Annotated in this window: 14 protein-coding genes; 2 read left to right on the top strand and 12 right to left on the bottom strand. The window is 70.8% G+C overall.

Going from position 1 to position 18005, the window contains the following annotated elements:
* Positions 1-9: 9 nt before the first annotated feature.
* A complete protein-coding gene (locus tag ACZ7NC_RS27620) occupies positions 10-585 on the top strand; it encodes a response regulator (RefSeq protein ID WP_471492168.1) in 576 nt (191 codons plus the stop codon).
* A gap of 109 nt (positions 586-694) precedes the next feature.
* On the opposite strand, the gene ACZ7NC_RS27615 is transcribed toward ACZ7NC_RS27620, so the two are convergent.
* Entirely contained in the window at positions 695-2569 is a 1875-nt protein-coding gene (locus tag ACZ7NC_RS27615; RefSeq protein WP_471492167.1) for an AMP-dependent synthetase/ligase, read from the bottom strand.
* Between the two features lie 229 nt (positions 2570-2798).
* Entirely contained in the window at positions 2799-4667 is a 1869-nt protein-coding gene (gene lepA, locus ACZ7NC_RS27610) for a translation elongation factor 4 (protein WP_471492166.1), read from the bottom strand.
* A 220-nt stretch (positions 4668-4887) separates the two neighbouring features.
* Between lepA and rpsT the strand changes: the two genes are divergently transcribed.
* A complete protein-coding gene (gene rpsT, locus ACZ7NC_RS27605) occupies positions 4888-5154 on the top strand; it encodes a 30S ribosomal protein S20 (RefSeq protein WP_471492165.1) in 267 nt (88 codons plus the stop codon).
* Between the two features lie 193 nt (positions 5155-5347).
* On the opposite strand, the gene ACZ7NC_RS27600 is transcribed toward rpsT, so the two are convergent.
* The 10 genes from ACZ7NC_RS27600 to leuS form a co-directional block, all read right to left on the bottom strand.
* Positions 5348-5746: a nuclear transport factor 2 family protein gene (locus ACZ7NC_RS27600; RefSeq protein WP_471492164.1), complete on the bottom strand. Its 399-nt coding sequence runs from the start codon at positions 5744-5746 to the stop codon at positions 5348-5350.
* A 66-nt stretch (positions 5747-5812) separates the two neighbouring features.
* Positions 5813-6802, bottom strand: a complete 990-nt coding sequence (holA, locus tag ACZ7NC_RS27595; RefSeq protein WP_471492163.1) for a DNA polymerase III subunit delta — start codon at positions 6800-6802, stop codon at positions 5813-5815.
* Positions 6803-6900: 98 nt separating this feature from the next.
* Positions 6901-7146 (bottom strand): hypothetical protein, encoded by a 246-nt coding sequence (locus ACZ7NC_RS27590; protein ID WP_471492162.1) that lies wholly within the window; start codon positions 7144-7146, stop codon positions 6901-6903.
* A gap of 42 nt (positions 7147-7188) precedes the next feature.
* Positions 7189-8076, bottom strand: coding sequence for a YceI family protein (locus ACZ7NC_RS27585; RefSeq protein ID WP_471492257.1), 888 nt, complete (start codon positions 8074-8076; stop codon positions 7189-7191).
* Positions 8077-8267: 191 nt separating this feature from the next.
* The gene (locus tag ACZ7NC_RS27580; RefSeq protein ID WP_471492161.1) at positions 8268-9107 is read right to left on the bottom strand and encodes an arylamine N-acetyltransferase family protein; all 840 of its coding nucleotides are present in this window, start codon (positions 9105-9107) and stop codon (positions 8268-8270) included.
* A 4-nt stretch (positions 9108-9111) separates the two neighbouring features.
* Positions 9112-11739, bottom strand: coding sequence for a ComEC/Rec2 family competence protein (locus ACZ7NC_RS27575; protein ID WP_471492160.1), 2628 nt, complete (start codon positions 11737-11739; stop codon positions 9112-9114).
* Positions 11736-12827 carry a ComEA family DNA-binding protein gene (locus tag ACZ7NC_RS27570; RefSeq protein WP_471492159.1) on the bottom strand — a complete coding sequence of 364 codons (1092 nt, stop codon included), beginning with the start codon at positions 12825-12827 and terminating at the stop codon, positions 11736-11738. Before ACZ7NC_RS27570 ends, ACZ7NC_RS27575 begins: the two co-directional genes overlap by 4 nt.
* Positions 12828-12990: 163 nt before the next feature.
* Entirely contained in the window at positions 12991-13836 is an 846-nt protein-coding gene (locus tag ACZ7NC_RS27565) for a DegV family protein (protein WP_471492158.1), read from the bottom strand.
* A gap of 93 nt (positions 13837-13929) precedes the next feature.
* The gene (locus ACZ7NC_RS27560) at positions 13930-14733 is read right to left on the bottom strand and encodes a hypothetical protein (RefSeq protein WP_471492157.1); all 804 of its coding nucleotides are present in this window, start codon (positions 14731-14733) and stop codon (positions 13930-13932) included.
* A 192-nt stretch (positions 14734-14925) separates the two neighbouring features.
* The gene (gene leuS, locus ACZ7NC_RS27555) at positions 14926-17808 is read right to left on the bottom strand and encodes a leucine--tRNA ligase (protein ID WP_471492156.1); all 2883 of its coding nucleotides are present in this window, start codon (positions 17806-17808) and stop codon (positions 14926-14928) included.
* Positions 17809-18005 lie beyond the last annotated feature (197 nt).

Here is an 18005-nt window from a genome sequence, read left to right as displayed (position 1 = left end):
ACAGTCATCATGAGCGCTGAGGCAACGACCGACGAGCGGGCCGGCATCCTCCTGGTCGACGACATGGAGGACAACCTGATCGCGCTCGAGGCCGTCCTGGGGCCCCTCAACGAGCCGCTGGTCCGCGCGCGTTCGGGCGAGGAGGCCATGAAGGCGCTGCTGCGGCAGCGCTTCGCCCTGGTCCTGCTCGACGTCCGTATGCCGGGCATGGACGGCTTCGAGACCGCCGCCAACATCAAACGGCTCGACCAGACCAAGGACGTCCCGATCATCTTCCTGACCGGCGCGGAGGACGAGCCCGGCTACGCCTTCCGCGGCTACGCCACGGGCGCCGCCGACTATCTGACCAAGCCGTTCGACCCCTGGGTGCTACGCGCGAAGGTGGCGGTGTTCCTGGACCTGTACCGCAAGAACCGGCAGCTGGAGCGCCTGCTGAGCCGGGAGCACATCCAGAGCGAGGAGCTCGGCTCCCGGTTGGCGGCCCTGGAGGAACAGCTCTCCGGGGACACCCCGCCGGATGTGACGTCCCTGCGGGCAAGGGTCCACGAGATACGTCGGCTCATAGGCAAAGGGGGCCTGTCCTGACCCCTGAGGGGCGCGGGACCGTATCGATGTGCGGCTCCGCCGCGTGGGCGCGGGCGGCCACGAACCACTCGCAGCCGCCGGCATCCCCCGCCACCCCTCCGCGAGGGCGCTACGCCTCGCGCGTACCCGCGTACATCTCCTCGATCAGGTCCTTGTACTCCCGCTCCACGACGGGCCGCTTCAACTTCAGGCTCGGCGTGATCTCCCCGTGCTCCACATCGAGATCCCGCGGCAGCAGCCGGAACTTCTTGATCGTCTGCCACTTCTGCAGCCCGGTGTTGAGCTGCCGCACATACTCGTCGACCATTTCGACGGTGGCCGGCGCGGCGACGATCTCCGCGTAGGACTTACCGCCGAGCCCGTTCTCCTCGGCCCACGCCACGATCGCGACCTCGTCCAGCGCGATCAGCGCCGTGCAGAAGTTCCGGTCGGCCCCGTGCACCAGGATGTTGGAGACGTACGGGCACACCGCCTTGAACTGCCCCTCGACCTCGGCGGGCGCGATGTACTTGCCGCCGGACGTCTTGATGAGGTCCTTCTTGCGGTCGGTGATGCGCAGATAGCCGTCGGGCGACAGCTCGCCGATGTCGCCGGTGTGGAACCAGCCGTCGGTCTCCAGCACCTCGGCGGTCTTCTCCGGCAGCCCGTGGTAGCCCTCCATGATGCCGGGCCCGCGCAGCAGGATCTCCCCGTCGTCCGCGATGCGCACCTCCGTGCCGGGCAGCGGCTTGCCGACCGTGCCGGTGCGGTAGGCCTCGCCCGGGTTCACGAAGGACGCGGCCGAGGACTCCGTGAGGCCGTAGCCCTCCAGGATGTGGATGCCGGCGCCGGCGAAGAAGTAGCCGATCTCCGGAGCGAGCGCGGCCGAGCCGGAGACGCAGGCGCGCAGGTTGCCGCCGAAGGCCTCGCGGATCTTGGCGTAGACGAGCGTGTCGGCGACCTTGTGCTTGGCGGCGAGGCCGAAGGGCGCGGAGTGGGTGCCGGTGCGCCGGAAGTTGTCCTGGGTGACCTTGGCGTACTCGCGGGCGACCTCGGCGGCCCACTGGAAGATCTTGTACTTGGCGCCGCCGGCCGCGCGGGCCTTGGCGGCGACCCCGTTGTAGACCTTCTCGAAGATGCGCGGCACGGCCGCCATGTACGTCGGCTGCACGACCGGCAGATTCTCGATGATCTTGTCGACACGGCCGTCGACGGCGGTGACATGGCCGACCTCGATCTGGCCGGAGGTGAGGACCTTGCCGAAGACGTGCGCGAGCGGCAGCCACAGGTACTGCACGTCCTCGGGGCCGACCAGTCCGGTCGCGGCGATGGCCTTCGCCATGTACGACCAGTTGTCGTGCGGCAGCCGTACGCCCTTGGGGCGGCCGGTGGTGCCGGAGGTGTAGATCAGGGTGGCCAGCTGGTCCTTGGTGATCGCGCCGACCCGCTGCTTGATCAGCTCGGGGTCCTTCTCCAGCCGGGCCGCGCCGCGGGCCTCCAGCTCGGCGAGGGTGAGCACCCAGTCACCGGTCTCGACACCGGCCCCGTCGATCACGACGACATGGGTGAGGTTCGGCAACTCGCCGCGCTTGTCCACCGCCTTGGCCAGCTGCGCCGCGTCCTCAGCGATCAGCACCCGGCTCTCGGAGTCGGAGAGGATGAACGCCGACTCCTCGGCGTTGGTCTGCGGATAGACGGTGGTCGTCGCCGCGCCGGCGCACATGATGCCCAGGTCGGCCAGTATCCACTCGAGCCGGGTCGAGGAGGCGAGGGCCACCCGCTGCTCGGGCTGCACGCCCAGCTCGATGAGCCCGGCCGCGATGGCGTAGACCCGCTCGGCGGCCTGCGCCCAGCTCAGCGACTTCCACTCGTCCGCGCCCTGTCCCGAGGCGGCCGGTACGGGATAGCGGTACGCCTCGGCGTCCGGCGTGGCCGTCACGCGCTCCAGAAAGAGGGTCGCCACACTCGGCGGACGGTTCTCGATCAGTGTCTGTGTGTCGCTCACGACATCCTCCGGGGGCCCGCGACTGTGCGGCTGGTTCCACTCGCGTTGTTTAACTCGCGAGTAACTATCGAGCAGGGATCAGAGTAAAGGTCGGCGGCCCACCGCGTAAGGCCCCGTGTGCTGTCACTTCCTCCACAGCGCGACCCCGACACACACAGGGGCCCACCGCACTTTCGTACGACGGACCCCTGTTGCGGCGATTTGCCGGGTGACCCGGTGTTACCTGCGGTTACTTCTTGCCCTTGCCCGACCCCGCGCTGTCATCGCTGCTCAGTACGGCGATGAAGGCCTCCTGCGGAACCTCCACGGAACCCACCATCTTCATCCGCTTCTTGCCTTCCTTCTGCTTCTCCAGCAGCTTCCGCTTACGGGAGATGTCACCGCCGTAGCACTTGGCGAGGACGTCCTTGCGGATGGCGCGGATGGTCTCGCGGGCGATCACCCGGGAGCCGATGGCCGCCTGGATGGGCACCTCGAAGGCCTGCCGCGGAATGAGCTCGCGCAGCTTGGCGACGAGCCGCACGCCGTACGCATACGCGGCGTCCTTGTGCGTGATCGCCGAGAAGGCGTCCACCTTGTCGCCGTGCAGCAGGATGTCGACCTTGACCAGGCTGGAGGTCTGCTCGCCGGTGGGCTCGTAGTCGAGCGAGGCGTAGCCGCGCGTCTTCGACTTCAGCTGGTCGAAGAAGTCGAAGACGATCTCGGCGAGCGGCAGGGTGTAGCGGATCTCGACCCGGTCCTCGGAGAGGTAGTCCATGCCGAGGAGGGTGCCGCGCCGGGTCTGGCACAGCTCCATGATCGAGCCGATGAACTCGGTCGGCGCGAGGATCGTGGCGCGTACGACGGGCTCGTACACCTCGTTGATCTTGCCCTCGGGGAACTCGCTCGGGTTGGTGACGGTGTGCTCGGTGCCGTCCTCCATCACGACGCGGTAGACCACGTTGGGGGCAGTGGCGATCAGGTCGAGGCCGAACTCGCGCTCCAGCCGCTCCCGGATGACGTCCAGGTGCAGCAGGCCGAGGAAGCCGACGCGGAAACCGAAGCCGAGGGCGGCGGAGGTCTCCGGCTCGTAGACCAGCGCGGCGTCGTTGAGCTGGAGCTTGTCCAGGGCCTCGCGCAGCTCCGGGTAGTCCGAGCCGTCCAGCGGGTACAGGCCGGAGAAGACCATCGGCTTGGGGTCCTTGTAGCCGCCGAGCGCCTCCGTGGCCCCCTTGTGCTGGCTGGTGACGGTGTCACCGACCTTGGACTGGCGGACGTCCTTCACACCCGTGATCAGATAGCCCACCTCGCCGACGCCGAGCCCGTCGGCCGAGAGCATCTCGGGCGAGTTGGTGCCGATCTCCAGCAGCTCGTGGGTGGCGCCGGTCGACATCATCCTGATGCGTTCGCGCTTGTTGAGCTGGCCGTCGATGACACGGACATAGGTCACGACACCGCGGTAGGAGTCGTAGACCGAGTCGAAGATCATGGCGCGGGCGGGCGCGTCCTGGACGCCCACGGGTGCCGGGATGTCGGCGACGACCTTGTCCAGCAGCGCCTCGACGCCGAGACCGGTCTTCGCGGACACCCTCAGCACGTCGCCGGGCTCGCAGCCGACGAGGTTGGCCAGCTCCTCGGCGAACTTCTCGGGCTGCGCGGCCGGCAGGTCGATCTTGTTCAGTACGGGGATGATCTGAAGGTCGTTCTCCATCGCCAGGTAGAGGTTGGCGAGGGTCTGGGCCTCGATGCCCTGGGCGGCGTCGACGAGGAGGATGGTGCCCTCGCAGGCGGCGAGCGAGCGTGAGACCTCGTAGGTGAAGTCGACGTGCCCCGGGGTGTCGATCATGTTGAGGATGTGCGTGTTGTTCTTGTCGTGGGTGGGAGCCCACGGCAGACGCACCGCCTGGGACTTGATCGTGATGCCGCGCTCGCGCTCGATGTCCATGCGGTCGAGGTACTGAGCACGCATCTGCCGCTGCTCGACCACACCGGTCAGCTGAAGCATCCGGTCGGCGAGTGTGGACTTGCCGTGGTCGATGTGCGCGATGATGCAGAAATTGCGGATCAGAGCCGGGTCGGTACGGCTCGGCTCGGGCACATTCTTAGGGGTCGCGGGCACGCAGGGTCCTGTCTCTTGAGGCGCCTTATGCCTCGGGTCGGATCGATACGTAGGTTCCATGGTCCCATGGGCGGCGGACTGGGACCGGTTTGGGCCATTCTCCGGCGCACTGGTAGCCTGGGTGGCTGTGTCTCATGCCCTCTCAGCGCGAGGCACATCCCAGAAAATCACCGGTGCGGGTCGCTTGCGGCCTCGTACCAGAACCTGAAAAGGCTCATTCGTGGCGAACATCAAGTCCCAGATCAAGCGGATCAAGACCAACGAGAAGGCTCGGCTGCGCAACAAGGCCGTCAAGTCCTCGCTGAAGACCGCGATCCGCAAGGCCCGTGAGGCTGCTGCCGCGGGTGACGTCGAGAAGGCCGCCGAGCTTCAGCGCGCTGCGTCGCGTGCGCTCGACAAGGCCGTCTCCAAGGGCGTCATCCACAAGAACCAGGCCGCCAACAAGAAGTCGGCGCTTGCTTCGAAGGTTGTCTCCATCAAGGGCTGACACTTGATTTGATCGCCGGAGGGAATCGAGCGGGCCCTCTCTCATCCGCTCCCGTCCGGCACCCCGAGCCTGTACGCGGCCTGCGTTCGCCACGCGGGTACGGGCTCAGCATCTTGAACCGAAGGCCCCGGCGCCCGCTCTTCCCCAGAGCTGGTGGCGGGGCCTTCGGCGTGTCACCGGTTTCGGGCGACGGTCACGTCCAGAAGTCGTCGGCCATGTCGATGTCCGCGACGCATTCGTCGAGATCGGTCATCTTGTCCCCGACGATCCGGAAGACGATGCCTCCGTTCTCGTCGATGTGCTTGTCGCCCCGGTCGGCGGTGAAGCGGTGCACGGATACGGCGTGCCCGCGGCCGTCGACGAATATGTCGCGCAACTCGACCTGGAACGACCCGCCGGTCTCCGAGAAGAGCCGGCCGTAGTAGCCGTCGAAGATCGAGTCGATCCCTTTGAAGTCCCCCGAGAGCGGATGTGAGCCGGGCACATGGTGTGTGCAGTCCCCGGTCATCATGCCGCGCAGGGTGTCCATGTCTCCGCGCTGGAAGGCTTCGTAGCCCTTGCGGACGAGAGCCGCGTGCGGGTGTTCAGCCATGTCTGGTCGCCACCTTTCCCACTCTCCGGCGATACGGCTGATACGCCCGATTCTCCTCTCGCGACGCTAGCCGCGCCCTCTGGACCGGGCGGCCCGCGCGATCGTCACGACCGCCTTCTCCAGGGCGTACCCGGGGTCGTCCCCGCCGCCCTTCACCCCGGCGTCGGCCTCGGCGACCGCCCGCAGCGCGACCGCCACTCCGTCGGGCGTCCAGCCCCGCATCTGCTGGCGGACCCGGTCGATCTTCCAGGGCGGCATGCCCAGCTCACGCGCGAGGTCGGCGGGACGGCCGCCACGCGCGGAGGACAGCTTGCCGATGGCACGCACGCCCTGGGCGAGCGCGCTGGTGATCATGACGGGGGCCACGCCCGTCGCCAGCGACCACCTCAGCGCCTCCAGCGCCTCCGCCGCGCGCCCCTCGACCGCCCGGTCGGCGACGGTGAAGCTCGACGCCTCGGCGCGGCCGGTGTAGTACCGCCCGACGACGGCTTCGTCGATGGTCCCCTCGACATCGGCGACCAGCTGACTCACCGCGGACGCCAGCTCGCGCAGATCGCTCCCGATGGAATCGACCAGCGCCTGGCAGGCCTCGGGGGTCGCGGACCGTCCGGTCGCCCGGAACTCCTGCCGGACGAACGCCAGCCGGTCCGCCGGCTTGGTCATCTTCGGGCACGCCACTTCCCGGGCGCCCACCTTGCGCGCGGCGTCGAGCAGCTTCTTGCCCTTGGCCCCGCCGGCATGCAGCAGCACCAGCGTGATCTCCTCGGCGGGCGCCGCGAGATACGCCGTCACGTCCTTGATCGTGTCGGCCGGCAGATCCTGCGCATTGCGTACGACGACGACCTTGCGCTCCGCGAACAGCGAGGGGCTGGTCAACTCGGCCAGCGTGCCCGGCTGCAACTGGTCCGGGGTCAGGTCGCGCACATCCGTGTCGGAGTCGGCGGCCCTGGCGGCGACCACCACCTCCCGCACGGCACGGTCGAGCAGCAGCTCCTCCTGACCCACGGCGAGGGTCACGGGGGCGAGGATGTCGTCGTTCGCACTCTTCTTGGCCATCGCGACAAGGATGGCACGGCCCACTGACAACACCCCGCCGACGCCGGAACGCCTGTCGGGCCAGGGTCTGTGTCGGGCCAGGGTCTGTCAGACAGACCCTAGGGCTCCTCCCGCCACCCCTCCCACTCCCCCGCGAACTCGTCCAGCTCCCCCGCATCCAGCCGCTTGTGCTCGTCCCGCAGCACTATGAGCCACTGCGCGTCCTCGGCATCGTCCTCGCCGGCCAGCGCGTCGCGCACCAGCCGCGGTTCCTCGTCGATCCCGAACCGCTCCCCGAGTGCCTCCGCGGCCTCCTCCGCCGCGTCACGGTCGGGCAGCACCAGCACATGTCTCACATCGCTCACAGGAGCCATTCTCAGGCACCCGACGAGGCGCGATACTCCGGCTCAGCCCTTCCGCACCAGCTGCACATCCAGCTCGACCCGGATACTCGGCCCCACCACCGCGATCCCGCGCGCCAGCATCGTCTGCCAGCTCACCGTGAAGTCGTCCCGACGCAGCTCGGTCGTGGCCCGGCACGCCGCCCGCACCTCGCCCTCCATGCCGTTGCCGAGCCCGAGGTACTCCGTGTCGAACGCGACCGTCCGCGTCACCCCGTGCAGCGACAACGCCCCCGTCACCGCCCACCGGCTGCCGCCCTTGTGCACAAAGCGCTCGCTGTAGAACTCCAGCGTCGGGAACTGCGCCACGTCCAGGAAGTCCGCCGACCGCAGATGGTCGTCACGCATCCGCACGCCCGTGTCGATGGACGCCGCGTCGATCACCACATGCATCGCCGACCGCCCCATGGGGTCGGCGATCCGCACCACCCCCGCGAACGAGTTGAACCGGCCGTGGATGCGGGCCAGCCCTATGTGCTGGGCGGTGAACCCGATCGACGTGTGCGCAGGCTCGATCTCCCAGTCGCCCGGCGCGGGCAGTTCCGGCGGCTGGGCGACCTGGAGGGTCACATCCCCGAGCGCGGCGAGCGCGTTCTCCCCGACCGTCGTGGTCGTCCGGTACGGGGTGTATCCCTCGGCCGACACCGCGAGCCGGTACTCCCCCGCCGGCACAGTGGTCACGAACGACCCGAAGGGATCCATCCCCCCGCTGACCACCGTGCGCCCCCTGCTGTCGCTCACCGCGAACTCCGCGTGCCGCACCGGCTCGTGGACCGGATCGAGCACCCGGCAGCTCAGCACCCCGGCCCTCGGCGGGGTCGCCAGGGCCGCCAGCGGGCTCGTCGGCGTCCGTTGCTCCCGGCTCGTTCGTCTTCCCCACCAGCGGCCGATCATCCTCGCCACCCCTGTACGCCTCGACATCACGCGCTGCCGAAGGGGCATTCGACCACCGTCGAGTTTTTCGGGGCAACACGGGATCACATCGTGGGAAACCGGCAGATGCGCTGGTTCTACGCATGAGTAGCATCAGCGGGTTCCGGACCGTCACCGCTTCCGACGCTCCGAGCCGCGTGTCTCTGCCCGAATCAGTGGCCCCGGTCGGCCCTGCTCACCGTCGGCACCCGGTCCAGCTCGATCCCGAACCGCTCCCGGTAGACCCCCAGCACCTCCTCGTCCGTGCCCAACTCCCGCTCCTCCCGCGTCCCGTCCGCCGCCGTCGCCTTGAACGTGCGGCCGCTGAGCGTGATCCGCCCTCCCTGCTCCGTCACCCGCGAACACACCAGCGACTGCGTGAAGTGCGAGACCGGCGAGGTGCTGTGCCACCACGCCCCCGCCACGAAGTCGCCGAGCGCCCGCGGCCTCCGGTCCAGCCGGTACTGCGGTCGGCCGTCCATGACGACATCCAGGTCCGTCGCCTCCCCCACGTCGTGCCCGCCACGCACCCCGGCCGCGTCCGGCCCGGCCTCGACGACCCTGAACACACCCGCCGGGTCCAACTGCTCACCCCGCGCCTCGAACGCCAGCGGATAGTGGCTGTGCGCCCCGAAGCCGACGTCCGCCAGCCACGCGCCCCCGTCCACGGTTCCCACCTTCAGCGCCATGTGGTCGTAAGGGATCCCGAGCCGCTCCTCCTGCCCGTAGACCCGCGCCGCGAGCAGCGTCACATCGAAGCCCACCGCGCCGAGCAACGCCCCGAACGCCCCGTTCAGTTCGTAGCAGAACCCGCCCCGCCGCGCGCCCACCACCTTGTCCAGCAGCCGCTTCTCCTCCAGCACGATCTCCTCGCCGAGGTGGACCGACAGATTCTCGAACGGCACGGTCTGCAGATGGCGCAGTTGCAGCTCGCGCAGCACGTGCACGGTGGGCCACGCCGGGTGCTCGACTCCCAGGCGCCGGAGATAGGCATCAACCTCTTCGGAATCCATGACCTCAGTCTCCCGCCACGGTGAGCTCCGCGCCCGTACCCGCGACCGCGATGGCCCCGTCCTCGTCCGTCCGCAGCACCACCGCGCCCTGCGCCCGCAGCGCCGCGACGGTGCCGGGGGCCGGGTGGCCGTACGGGTTGTCCTCCCCGCAGGAGATCAACGCCAGCCTCGGCGCCACCCGGCGTATGAGCTCCGGGTCCTGGTACGCCGAGCCGTGATGGGCGACCTTCAGCACGTCCACGCCGCCCAGCAGCGGCGCCGCCGGCGATCTCAACAGCGCCCGCTGGGCCGGGGGTTCCAGATCCCCGAGCAGCAGGAGCCGCAGCCCCGCCACCCGGACGAGCAGGGTGACGCTGGAGTCGTTCGGGCCGTCCGGGGCCAGGGCCGGGTGCGGTGGCGGCCACAGCACCCGCCAGCTCAGCGAGCCGGTGCGCCGCTCCTCCCCGGCCGCGGCCCGCGTCACGGGAATGCGCCGGGCAGCCGCCTCCCTCCGTACGAACTCCGCCTGGTCCTCGGGCTCTTCGTGCCCCGTCGTCTCGATCGCGCCCACCGCTCGCCCACGCAGGACGCCGGGCAGGCCTGCCACATGGTCGGCGTGGAAGTGGGTCAACACGACGAGCGGGACCCTCTTGATGCCGAGCGTGCGCAGGCACCGGTCGACCAGCGTCGGATCGGGGCCGGCGTCCACGACCACGCCCGTCCCCTCGCCCGCCGCGAGCACCGTCGCGTCGCCCTGCCCCACGTCGCACATCGCGAACCGCCACCCCGGCGGCGGCCACCCCGTGACGACCCTGGCCAGCGGCGTTGGCTGCACCACCGCCAGCAGAAGCAGCGCCCCGCAGACACCGCACCACCAGGGGTGCCGCAGCAGTCGTCGGCCGACGAGCAGGACGACCACCGTGGCCAGGGCCAGCAGCGCCGCGCCGGTCCAACTGCCGGGCCAGTCCACTCCCGCGCCGGGCAGTGCGGCGCCCGTCCGGGCGACGTCCGCGATCCACCCGGCCGGCCAACTCGCGCACCAGGCCAGGACCTTGGCCACTGGCATCGCCACCGGTGCCATGGCCAGCGCCGCGAAGCCCAGCACCGTGGCCGGCGCGATGGCGAACTCCGCGAGCAGATTGCACGGCACCGCCACCAGGCTCACCCGGGCCGACAGCACCGCCACGACCGGCGCGCACAGCGCCTGCGCGGCAGCGGCGGCCGCCAGCGCCTCGGCCGGCCTCGACGGCACCCCGCGTCTGCGCAGCGCCGCGCTCCACCGGGGCGCGAGGGTGAGCAGGGCGCCCGTCGCCAGGACGGAGAGCAGGAAGCCGTAGCTGCGGGCCAGCCACGGGTCGTACAGGACCAGCAGCAGCACCGCCGTCGCCAGCGCCGGGATCAGCGATCTGCGGCGCCCGGTCGCCAGGGCGAGCAGCGCGACGGCCCCGCAGGCCGCGGCCCGCAGCACGCTCGGGTCCGGTCGGCACACGACGACGAACCCGAGGGTGAGCGCTCCGCCGAGTAACGCGGTCGTCCGCAGCGAGACGCCCAGCCGCGGCGCGAGCCCACGGCGCTCGGCCAGTCGCGCCAGACCGGGTGGGCCGATCAACAGGGCCAGGATGATCGTGAGGTTGCTGCCGGAGACGGCGAGCGTGTGCGCGAGGTCGGTCTCCTTGAACGCCTCGTCCAGCTCCGGTGTGATCCGCGAGGTGTCGCCGACGACCAGCCCCGGCAGCAACGCCCTGGCGTCCGCCGGCAGCCCTTCGGTCGCCTCCCGCAGCCCGCCCCGCAACCGCCCCGCCAACCGCTGCGCCGCCGACGGCTCCCCCACGACCTGCGGCACCGCTGGGTCGCGCACCCGCAGCACGGCCGCGATCCGGTCCCCACCGACCAGGGCAGGCACGAACCGCGCGGTCACCCGCAGCCGCGTGGAGGGGAGGAGGCTCAGCCAGGGCGAGGGGGTGTCCAGGCGGGGCGAGGGCCGGTCCGGCGGGGGCGAGGGCCGGTCCGGCCAGGACGAGGAGGTCTCCAGGCCGGGCGAGGGGCCGGCCGAGACGTCCGACGTCACGTCGACGATCATCAGCACTGGCGCCCGGGTCACCACCGCCGTGCCGCGCGCCCTCTCCACGCGGCGCACGTCCGCGTTGATCAGCACGGAGGTCGGTGCCATGTGATCTCCCTTGACCCGAGGCCGGGTGAGCCGGGGATCGGAGGTGACCTCGACCTCGGCGCTCACCGTGGCGTAGTCCCGCGCCAGCCCAGGCACCGGCCCCCGCCGCAGATCGGCCCCGTGCAGCCCCGCGGAGACGGCTGCCGCGGCGACGCAGAGCAGGACGGCCGCTACGGAAGTACGGGGCCAGGTCACGCGCTCGGGCACCGGGCCCGGCGCCCTCCTCCCGCCGCGCCGCATCAGCAGCAGGACGCCTGCCGCCGGCAAGCAGACCACCGCCGAGCCGACCACCCACCCCGGCGGGGCGTCCAGCATCAGCGCCGCCGTCGCCCAGGCGGCGAGCGCGGGTGGGACGAGGCGCAGGTCCGTCGGTCCTTCCTGCCGGGGGTGGGCGGCGCCGAGCCGTCGTCCGGACGCGGCGTGGACAGCGGTGCGGGAGGGTTCGAGGTCGGATGCGCGGATGTCGCGGCTCTCCTGCCTCATGGCCGTACGAGATTCCGTAGATCGGCGAAGCGGCGGTCGCCGATGCCGTTGACCTCCCGCAGCTCGTCCACCGAGCGGAAACCGCCGTGCTGGGTGCGGTACTCGATGATGTGCTGGGCCAGCACCGGTCCGACGCCGGGGAGGGTATCGAGCTGGTCCACGGTGGCGGTGTTGAGGGAGACCGGCGCGACGGGCGCGGCACCGGGGACCGCCGCGCCGCCCGTGCCCCCACCCGGAGCGGCCCCGGGCACGGCGGCCGGAGCGCCGACGATCACCTGCTCGCCGTCCACCAGGAACCGGGCCCGGTTGAGGCCGTCGGTGTTCGTGCCGGGGCGCACCCCACCGGCCTCGCGCAGTGCGTCGGCGACGCGCGAGCCCGCCGGCAGCCGATGGATCCCCGGTTCGCGCACCTTGCCGCTGACGTCCACCACGATCTCGGCCGCGGCCGTGCCTACCGCGCCCTGCGCACCGGCCGTCGACACGGTCGCGTCGGTTTCCCCGCCCTGCTCCCCTCCCGGCTCGCTTTCCCCGTAGGGAGCCACCGCCCGCACCACCTCGGGCGCCCGCACGGACTGCACCCGGCCCGCCCAGAAGTGCTGCACCGCGAAACCGGCGGCGAGGACGAGCACCACGGTGAGCGCGACGACGCTCCGCCGCTCCAGCCCACACCGCGCCTGCAACCACACCGGCATCCGCTCCCGCAACGCCAGCCCGGCCCGCGCCCGCCAGTCCCCCGCGCCGCCCAGCTCTGCGCGCCCGGGAGCCGCCCCGGAAACAGCCCCGTGACCGACCTCAGCCTCGTAACCGGCCTCAGCCTCCCCGTGACCGGCCTCAGCCTCCCCGGGTCGAGCACGCTCCTCCTCCCGGCTCGGCGGCCCCGCCCCCGACTCCCTCCATTCCCCGGCCCGTTCGGCGAAGATCACCTCCGCCCGGCGCCGCAACTCCTCCGCCGATGCATGACGCTGCCGGGCCCTCCCCCGGCCCTGCGCGCCTCGTCGGTGGCGGACACGGCCATCGGAGTACCGGCCGCGGCCCGGCCCGCTGCTCACCGTCGTCGTGGCTGTGCGTGTACGTGATCGAAGTGCCATGCGACGAGGATCGGACACCTCGCCACACCCGCGATGATCTTGCTCAATTCCCGGGGATTACCGCCCAGTTGTGGATAACTCCACCACCCACACGAGTGACGCCCCCACGCCCCCACCCAACAGGCGGTCAGCAGGCCGTGCGTCAGGCCGCTCAGCAGGCCGTTCAACGAGGCGAAACCACAACCCCCAGCAACCCGGGCCCGGTATGCGCCCCGATCACCGCCCCCACCTCGCTCACATGCAGGTCCGCCAGCCCCGGTACCCGCGCCCGCAAACGATCCGCCAGCGCCGACGCCCGGTCGGGAGCGGCGAGATGGTGGACCGCCATGTCGACCTGTGCGCTGCCCGCCCGGTCGGCCGCGATCTCCTCCAGGCGGGCGATCGCCTTGGACGCCGTCCGTACCTTCTCCAGCGGCCCGATCCGGCCGCCCTCCAGCTGCAGCAACGGCTTCACCGCGAGCGCGGAGCCCAGCAGGGCCTGTGCCGCGCCGATGCGGCCGCCGCGACGCAGATAGTCGAGGGTGTCCACGTAGAAGTAGGCGGCCGTGCCCCCGGCCCGCTTCTCGGCGGCCGTGACGGCCTCGTCCACCGTGCCGCCCGTCTCCGCCGCCTCCGCCGCGGCGAGCGCGCAGAACCCGAGCGCCATGGCGATCATCCCGGTGTCCACCACCCGCACCGGCACCGGCGCCTCGCGCGCCGCGAGGACTGCCGCGTCGTAGGTGCCGGAGAGCTCGGCGGACAGGTGCAGGGAGACGATGCCGGTGGCGCCGGCCTCGGCGACCTTGCGGTAGTGCTCCGCGAAGACCTGGGGGCTGGGGCGGGAGGTGGTGACGGGACGTCGCTTCTGCAACGCCTGGGCCAGGGAACGGGTGGAGATCTCGGTGCCCTCTTCCAGCGCCCGGCCGCCGACGACCACGGTCAGAGGTACCGCTGTGATGCCGTGGCGCTCCATCGTCCGGGGCGGCAGGTAGGCCGTTGAATCGGTGACGATAGCGACATGGCGGGACATGAGCTGGAGGTTACCTGGCGTACCGCCCGGGCGGCAGTCCGACCCCGCTCAGCCGGTGAAGCCTTGACCGGAGGGGCTCGGGCTCATGCGGGCTCAAGTCGTGCTCTCGGGACGGGGTTTCTTCTGCCAGGGGTATGTCGGGCGAGGGCCTGGCGGGTTGATGGCGGGCCTCGTCGGCTCCTCGGCCTGCTGCTTCTGAGGGGTGTCCGGCCAGGTCTGCTCGGTCGTCGCACCGGAGTCGGTGGCGGGTGCCTCCGGCCACGGGGGCGGCGTCGACGCCGTACGCTCCGACGGCGCCGTAGGCCTCGACGTCGCGGGTCCCGTCGTCGAAGACCCCGTCGTCGAGGATTCCGTCGTCTGCCAGTGCCGCAGAGCGCCGCTCTCCATGTCGATCTGGGCGCTGAGGGTGTCCAGGTCGTCGCCGGCGAAGCGGTGCGCCCGGTCGCGGGCCGCCCAGCGCAGGGAGTCCGCCGCCTCGACGATGCGCTCGGTGCGTCCGCGCAGGTCGGGCAGCCGCTCGGCCAGTGTCGCGCGGTCCGGCTCGGACTCCAGGCGCCGCAGCTCCGCGTCCAGTTCGTGCCCGTGCGCACTGAGCCGTTGGAAGAGGCCGAGGGACTCCTTGAGGGACTCGTCCTCGGTCGCGCCCGCGTGCAGCGCGTCCTGCGTGGCCCGCATGGAGGTGCGCAGCTTCAGCCGCAGCTGGGCGATCTCGCCGGCCGGGCCCGGCTGGGCGAAGGACTTGGCCCGCAGGGTGTGGTCCTCGACGGTGCGCCGCGCGTGGGTGATCGTCTCGTCCACACGGCGTTTGGCGGCGCCGACCACCTTCACCGTGGCATGCGCGCCGAGCACGACGAAGAGCACGAAAAGCAGGGCGAAGACTGCGATCACTGCTTCCACGAGCTCCTCCTCCATCCGGCCGCGACAAACGCCGCGTCACTCTTCAACGGTAAACGCAGCGGGCAGGCCCGGAGTTCCACAAGAACCCCGAACCTGCCCGTAGGGGATCACCCCGAGCCACCGGCCACGATCACGCAATCCACCCCGGCCCAACCGAAGGAGGCTCACGCCCGACGCATCACACCGGACGCATCACACCGGAACGATGTTCACCAGCTTCGGCGCCCGCACGATCACCTTCCGGATCCCGGCCCCGTCCAGCGCCGCCACGACCTTCTCGTCGGACAGCGCGACCTTCTCCAGCTCCTCCTCGGAGATGGCCGGCGAGACCTCCAGGCGGGCCTTGACCTTGCCCTTGATCTGCACGACACAGGTCACGGTCTCGTCCACGACGTAGGCCGGGTCGGCGACCGGGAAGTCCTGGTGCACCACCGAGTCGGTGCGCCCCAGCTTGCGCCACAGCTCCTCGGCGATGTGCGGGGCCAGCGGCGCCACCATCAGCACCAGCGACTCGGCGACCGGGCGCGGCACCGCGCCGCCCGCCTTGGTCAGGTGGTTGTTCAGCTCCGTGACCTTGGCGATGGCGGTGTTGAACCGCATGCCCTCCAGGTCCCCGCGCACCCCGTCGATCGCCTTGTGCATGGCACGCAGCGTGTCCTCGTCGGGCTCGGCGTCGACGACGGTGACCTCGCCGGTCGCCTCGTCGACGATGTTGCGCCACAGCCGCTGCAGCAGCCGGAACTGGCCGACGACCGCGCGCGTGTCCCACGGCCGGGAGACGTCCAGCGGGCCCATCGCCATCTCGTACAGCCGCAGCGTGTCCGCCCCGTACTCCGCGCAGATCTCGTCCGGAGTGACCGCGTTCTTCAGGGACTTGCCCATCTTGCCCAGCAGCCGGGAGACCTTCTCGCCCTGGTAGTAGTAGGCGCCGTCGCGCTCCTCCACCTCGGCGGCCGGCACCGCGATGCCACGGCTGTCGCGGTAGACGTAGGCCTGGATCATGCCCTGGTTGAACAGCTTGTGGAACGGCTCCGCGGAGGAGACGTGCCCCAGGTCGAACAGCACCTTGGACCAGAAGCGCGCGTACAGCAGGTGCAGCACGGCGTGCTCGGCGCCGCCCACGTACAGGTCGACGCCGCCGTGCGGCTGCCCCTCGCGCGGGCCCATCCAGTACTGCTCGATCTCCGGGTCGACCAGCTGCTCGCCGTTGTGCGGGTCCAGGTAGCGCAGCTCGTACCAGCAGGAACCGGCCCAGTTGGGCATGGTGTTGGTCTCACGCCGGTACCGCTTGGGGCCGTCGCCCAGGTCCAGGGTGACGTTGACCCAGTCCTCGTTGCGCGACAGCGGGGTCTCGGGCTGGGTGTCGGCGTCGTCCGGGTCGAAGGTGCGCGGGCTGTAGTCCTCGACCTCGGGCAGCTCCAGCGGCAGCATCGACTCGGGCAGCGCGTGGGCGATGCCGTCCTCGTCGTAGACGATCGGGAAGGGCTCCCCCCAGTAGCGCTGGCGGCTGAACAGCCAGTCGCGCAGCCGGAAGTTGACGGTGCCCTCGCCGATGCCCCGGCGCTCCAGCCACTCGGTGATGCGCGCCTTGGCCTCGGCGACGCCCAGGCCGTCCAGGGAGACACCCTCACCGGTGGAGTTGATGATCTTCGCGTCGTAAGACGAGAAGGCGTTCTCCCACGTGGAGGTGTCGGTGCCGCGTCCGTCGGTCGGCTCGACGATGCAGGGGATCGGCAGCTCGAAGGCGCGCGCGAACTCGAAGTCGCGCTGGTCGCCGCAGGGTACGGCCATGATCGCGCCGGTGCCGTAGCCCATCAGGACGTAGTCGGCGATGAAGACGGGGACCTTCTCGCCGCTGACCGGGTTGGTCGCGTACGAGCCGATGAAGACGCCGGTCTTGTCCTTGGCCTCGGCCTGGCGCTCGACGTCCGACTTGGCGGCGGCCTGCGCGCGGTAGGCCGCGACGGCCTCGGCCGGGGTCGCGTGGCCGCCGGTCCACACCTGGTGCGTGCCCTCGGGCCAGGCGTCCGGGGTGAACTTGTCGACCAGCGGATGCTCGGGCGCCAGCACCATGTAGCTCGCGCCGAACAGGGTGTCGGGGCGCGTGGTGAAGACGGTGATGCGCTCGCCGTCCACGGGGAAGTCGACGCGAGCGCCCTCGGAGCGGCCGATCCAGTTGCGCTGCTGCAGCTTGATGGCCTCGGGCCAGTCCAGCTCGTCCAGGTCGTCCAGCAGCCGGTCGGCGTAGGCGGTGATCCGCATGTTCCACTGGCGCAGCTTGGCCTTGAAGACCGGGAAGTTGCCGCGCTCGGAGCGGCCCTCGGCGGTGACCTCCTCGTTGGCCAGCACGGTGCCCAGACCGGGGCACCAGTTGACCGGGGAGTCGGAGGCGTAGGCCAGGCGGAACTCGCCCAGGACGTCGGCGCGCTCGGCGACGCTCAGCTCGCTCCACGCGCGCGTGCCGCCATCAACGCCCGGTACGGCACGCTCACCGGACTCGAAGGCGGCGATCAGCTCGGCGATCGGCCGGGCCTTCTTCGCCTCGTCGTCGTACCAGGAGTTGAAGATCTGCAGGAAGATCCACTGGGTCCACTTGTAGTAGTCCGGGTCGATCGTGGCGAACGACCGGCGCTTGTCGTGGCCCAGGCCCAGCCGGCGCAGCTGGACCTTCATGTTCTCGATGTTGGCCTCGGTGGAGACACGCGGGTGCGTGCCGGTCTGCACGGCGTACTGCTCGGCGGGCAGGCCGAAGGCGTCGAAGCCCAGGGTGTGCAGGACGTTGTGGCCGGTCATGCGCTGGAAGCGCGCGAAGACGTCGGTGGCGATGTAGCCCAGCGGGTGGCCGACGTGCAGGCCCGCACCGGAGGGGTACGGGAACATGTCCATGATGAACTTCTTGGGCTTGGCGACCAGCGCGGCGTCGCCCGCCAGGTCACCCTTGGGGTTCGGTGCCGCGTACGTGCCGTCGACGTCCCAGAAGTCCTGCCAGCGTGCCTCGATCTCGGCCGCCATGGCGGCCGTGTAGCGGTGCGGCGCGGCCACCTCGGCGGTGGCAGCGGGGTTCGTCTCGCTCATGATCCTCAAAGCTCCATCGATCGTCTCTGCCAGCGGCTGCGGTTCTCTGGAAACGAAAAATCCCCTCGCACAGGAGGGGACGCCGCGCCGATTCCGACCATCCGATTCGCCCGGTGGTCGGGACTGATCAGCGCGGCTCGCTAAGCAGAAGGCGTACGGCACGCATGGCGTCAGGGTACCGCAGGGCCGGAGCGGGC

This window comes from Streptomyces sp. NPDC111802 (assembly GCF_055634335.1).
Note: the sequence above shows the minus strand (reverse complement) of the source record. Positions and strands in the feature narration are given on the sequence as shown.

What these genes read in the sequence shown, in the direction of transcription:
- ACZ7NC_RS27620 (WP_471492168.1), top strand. Translation starts at nt 10, where the DNA reads ATGAGCGCTGAGGCAACGACCGACGAGCGGGCCGGCATCCTCCTGGTC.
- ACZ7NC_RS27600 (WP_471492164.1), bottom strand. Translation starts at nt 5,746, where the DNA reads ATGGCTGAACACCCGCACGCGGCTCTCGTCCGCAAGGGCTACGAAGCC.
- holA (WP_471492163.1), bottom strand. Translation starts at nt 6,802, where the DNA reads ATGGCCAAGAAGAGTGCGAACGACGACATCCTCGCCCCCGTGACCCTC.
- ACZ7NC_RS27585 (WP_471492257.1), bottom strand. Translation starts at nt 8,076, where the DNA reads ATGATCGGCCGCTGGTGGGGAAGACGAACGAGCCGGGAGCAACGGACG.
- ACZ7NC_RS27580 (WP_471492161.1), bottom strand. Translation starts at nt 9,107, where the DNA reads ATGGATTCCGAAGAGGTTGATGCCTATCTCCGGCGCCTGGGAGTCGAG.
- ACZ7NC_RS27575 (WP_471492160.1), bottom strand. Translation starts at nt 11,739, where the DNA reads ATGAGGCAGGAGAGCCGCGACATCCGCGCATCCGACCTCGAACCCTCC.
- ACZ7NC_RS27570 (WP_471492159.1), bottom strand. Translation starts at nt 12,827, where the DNA reads ATGGCACTTCGATCACGTACACGCACAGCCACGACGACGGTGAGCAGC.
- ACZ7NC_RS27565 (WP_471492158.1), bottom strand. Translation starts at nt 13,836, where the DNA reads ATGTCCCGCCATGTCGCTATCGTCACCGATTCAACGGCCTACCTGCCG.
- leuS (WP_471492156.1), bottom strand. Translation starts at nt 17,808, where the DNA reads ATGAGCGAGACGAACCCCGCTGCCACCGCCGAGGTGGCCGCGCCGCAC.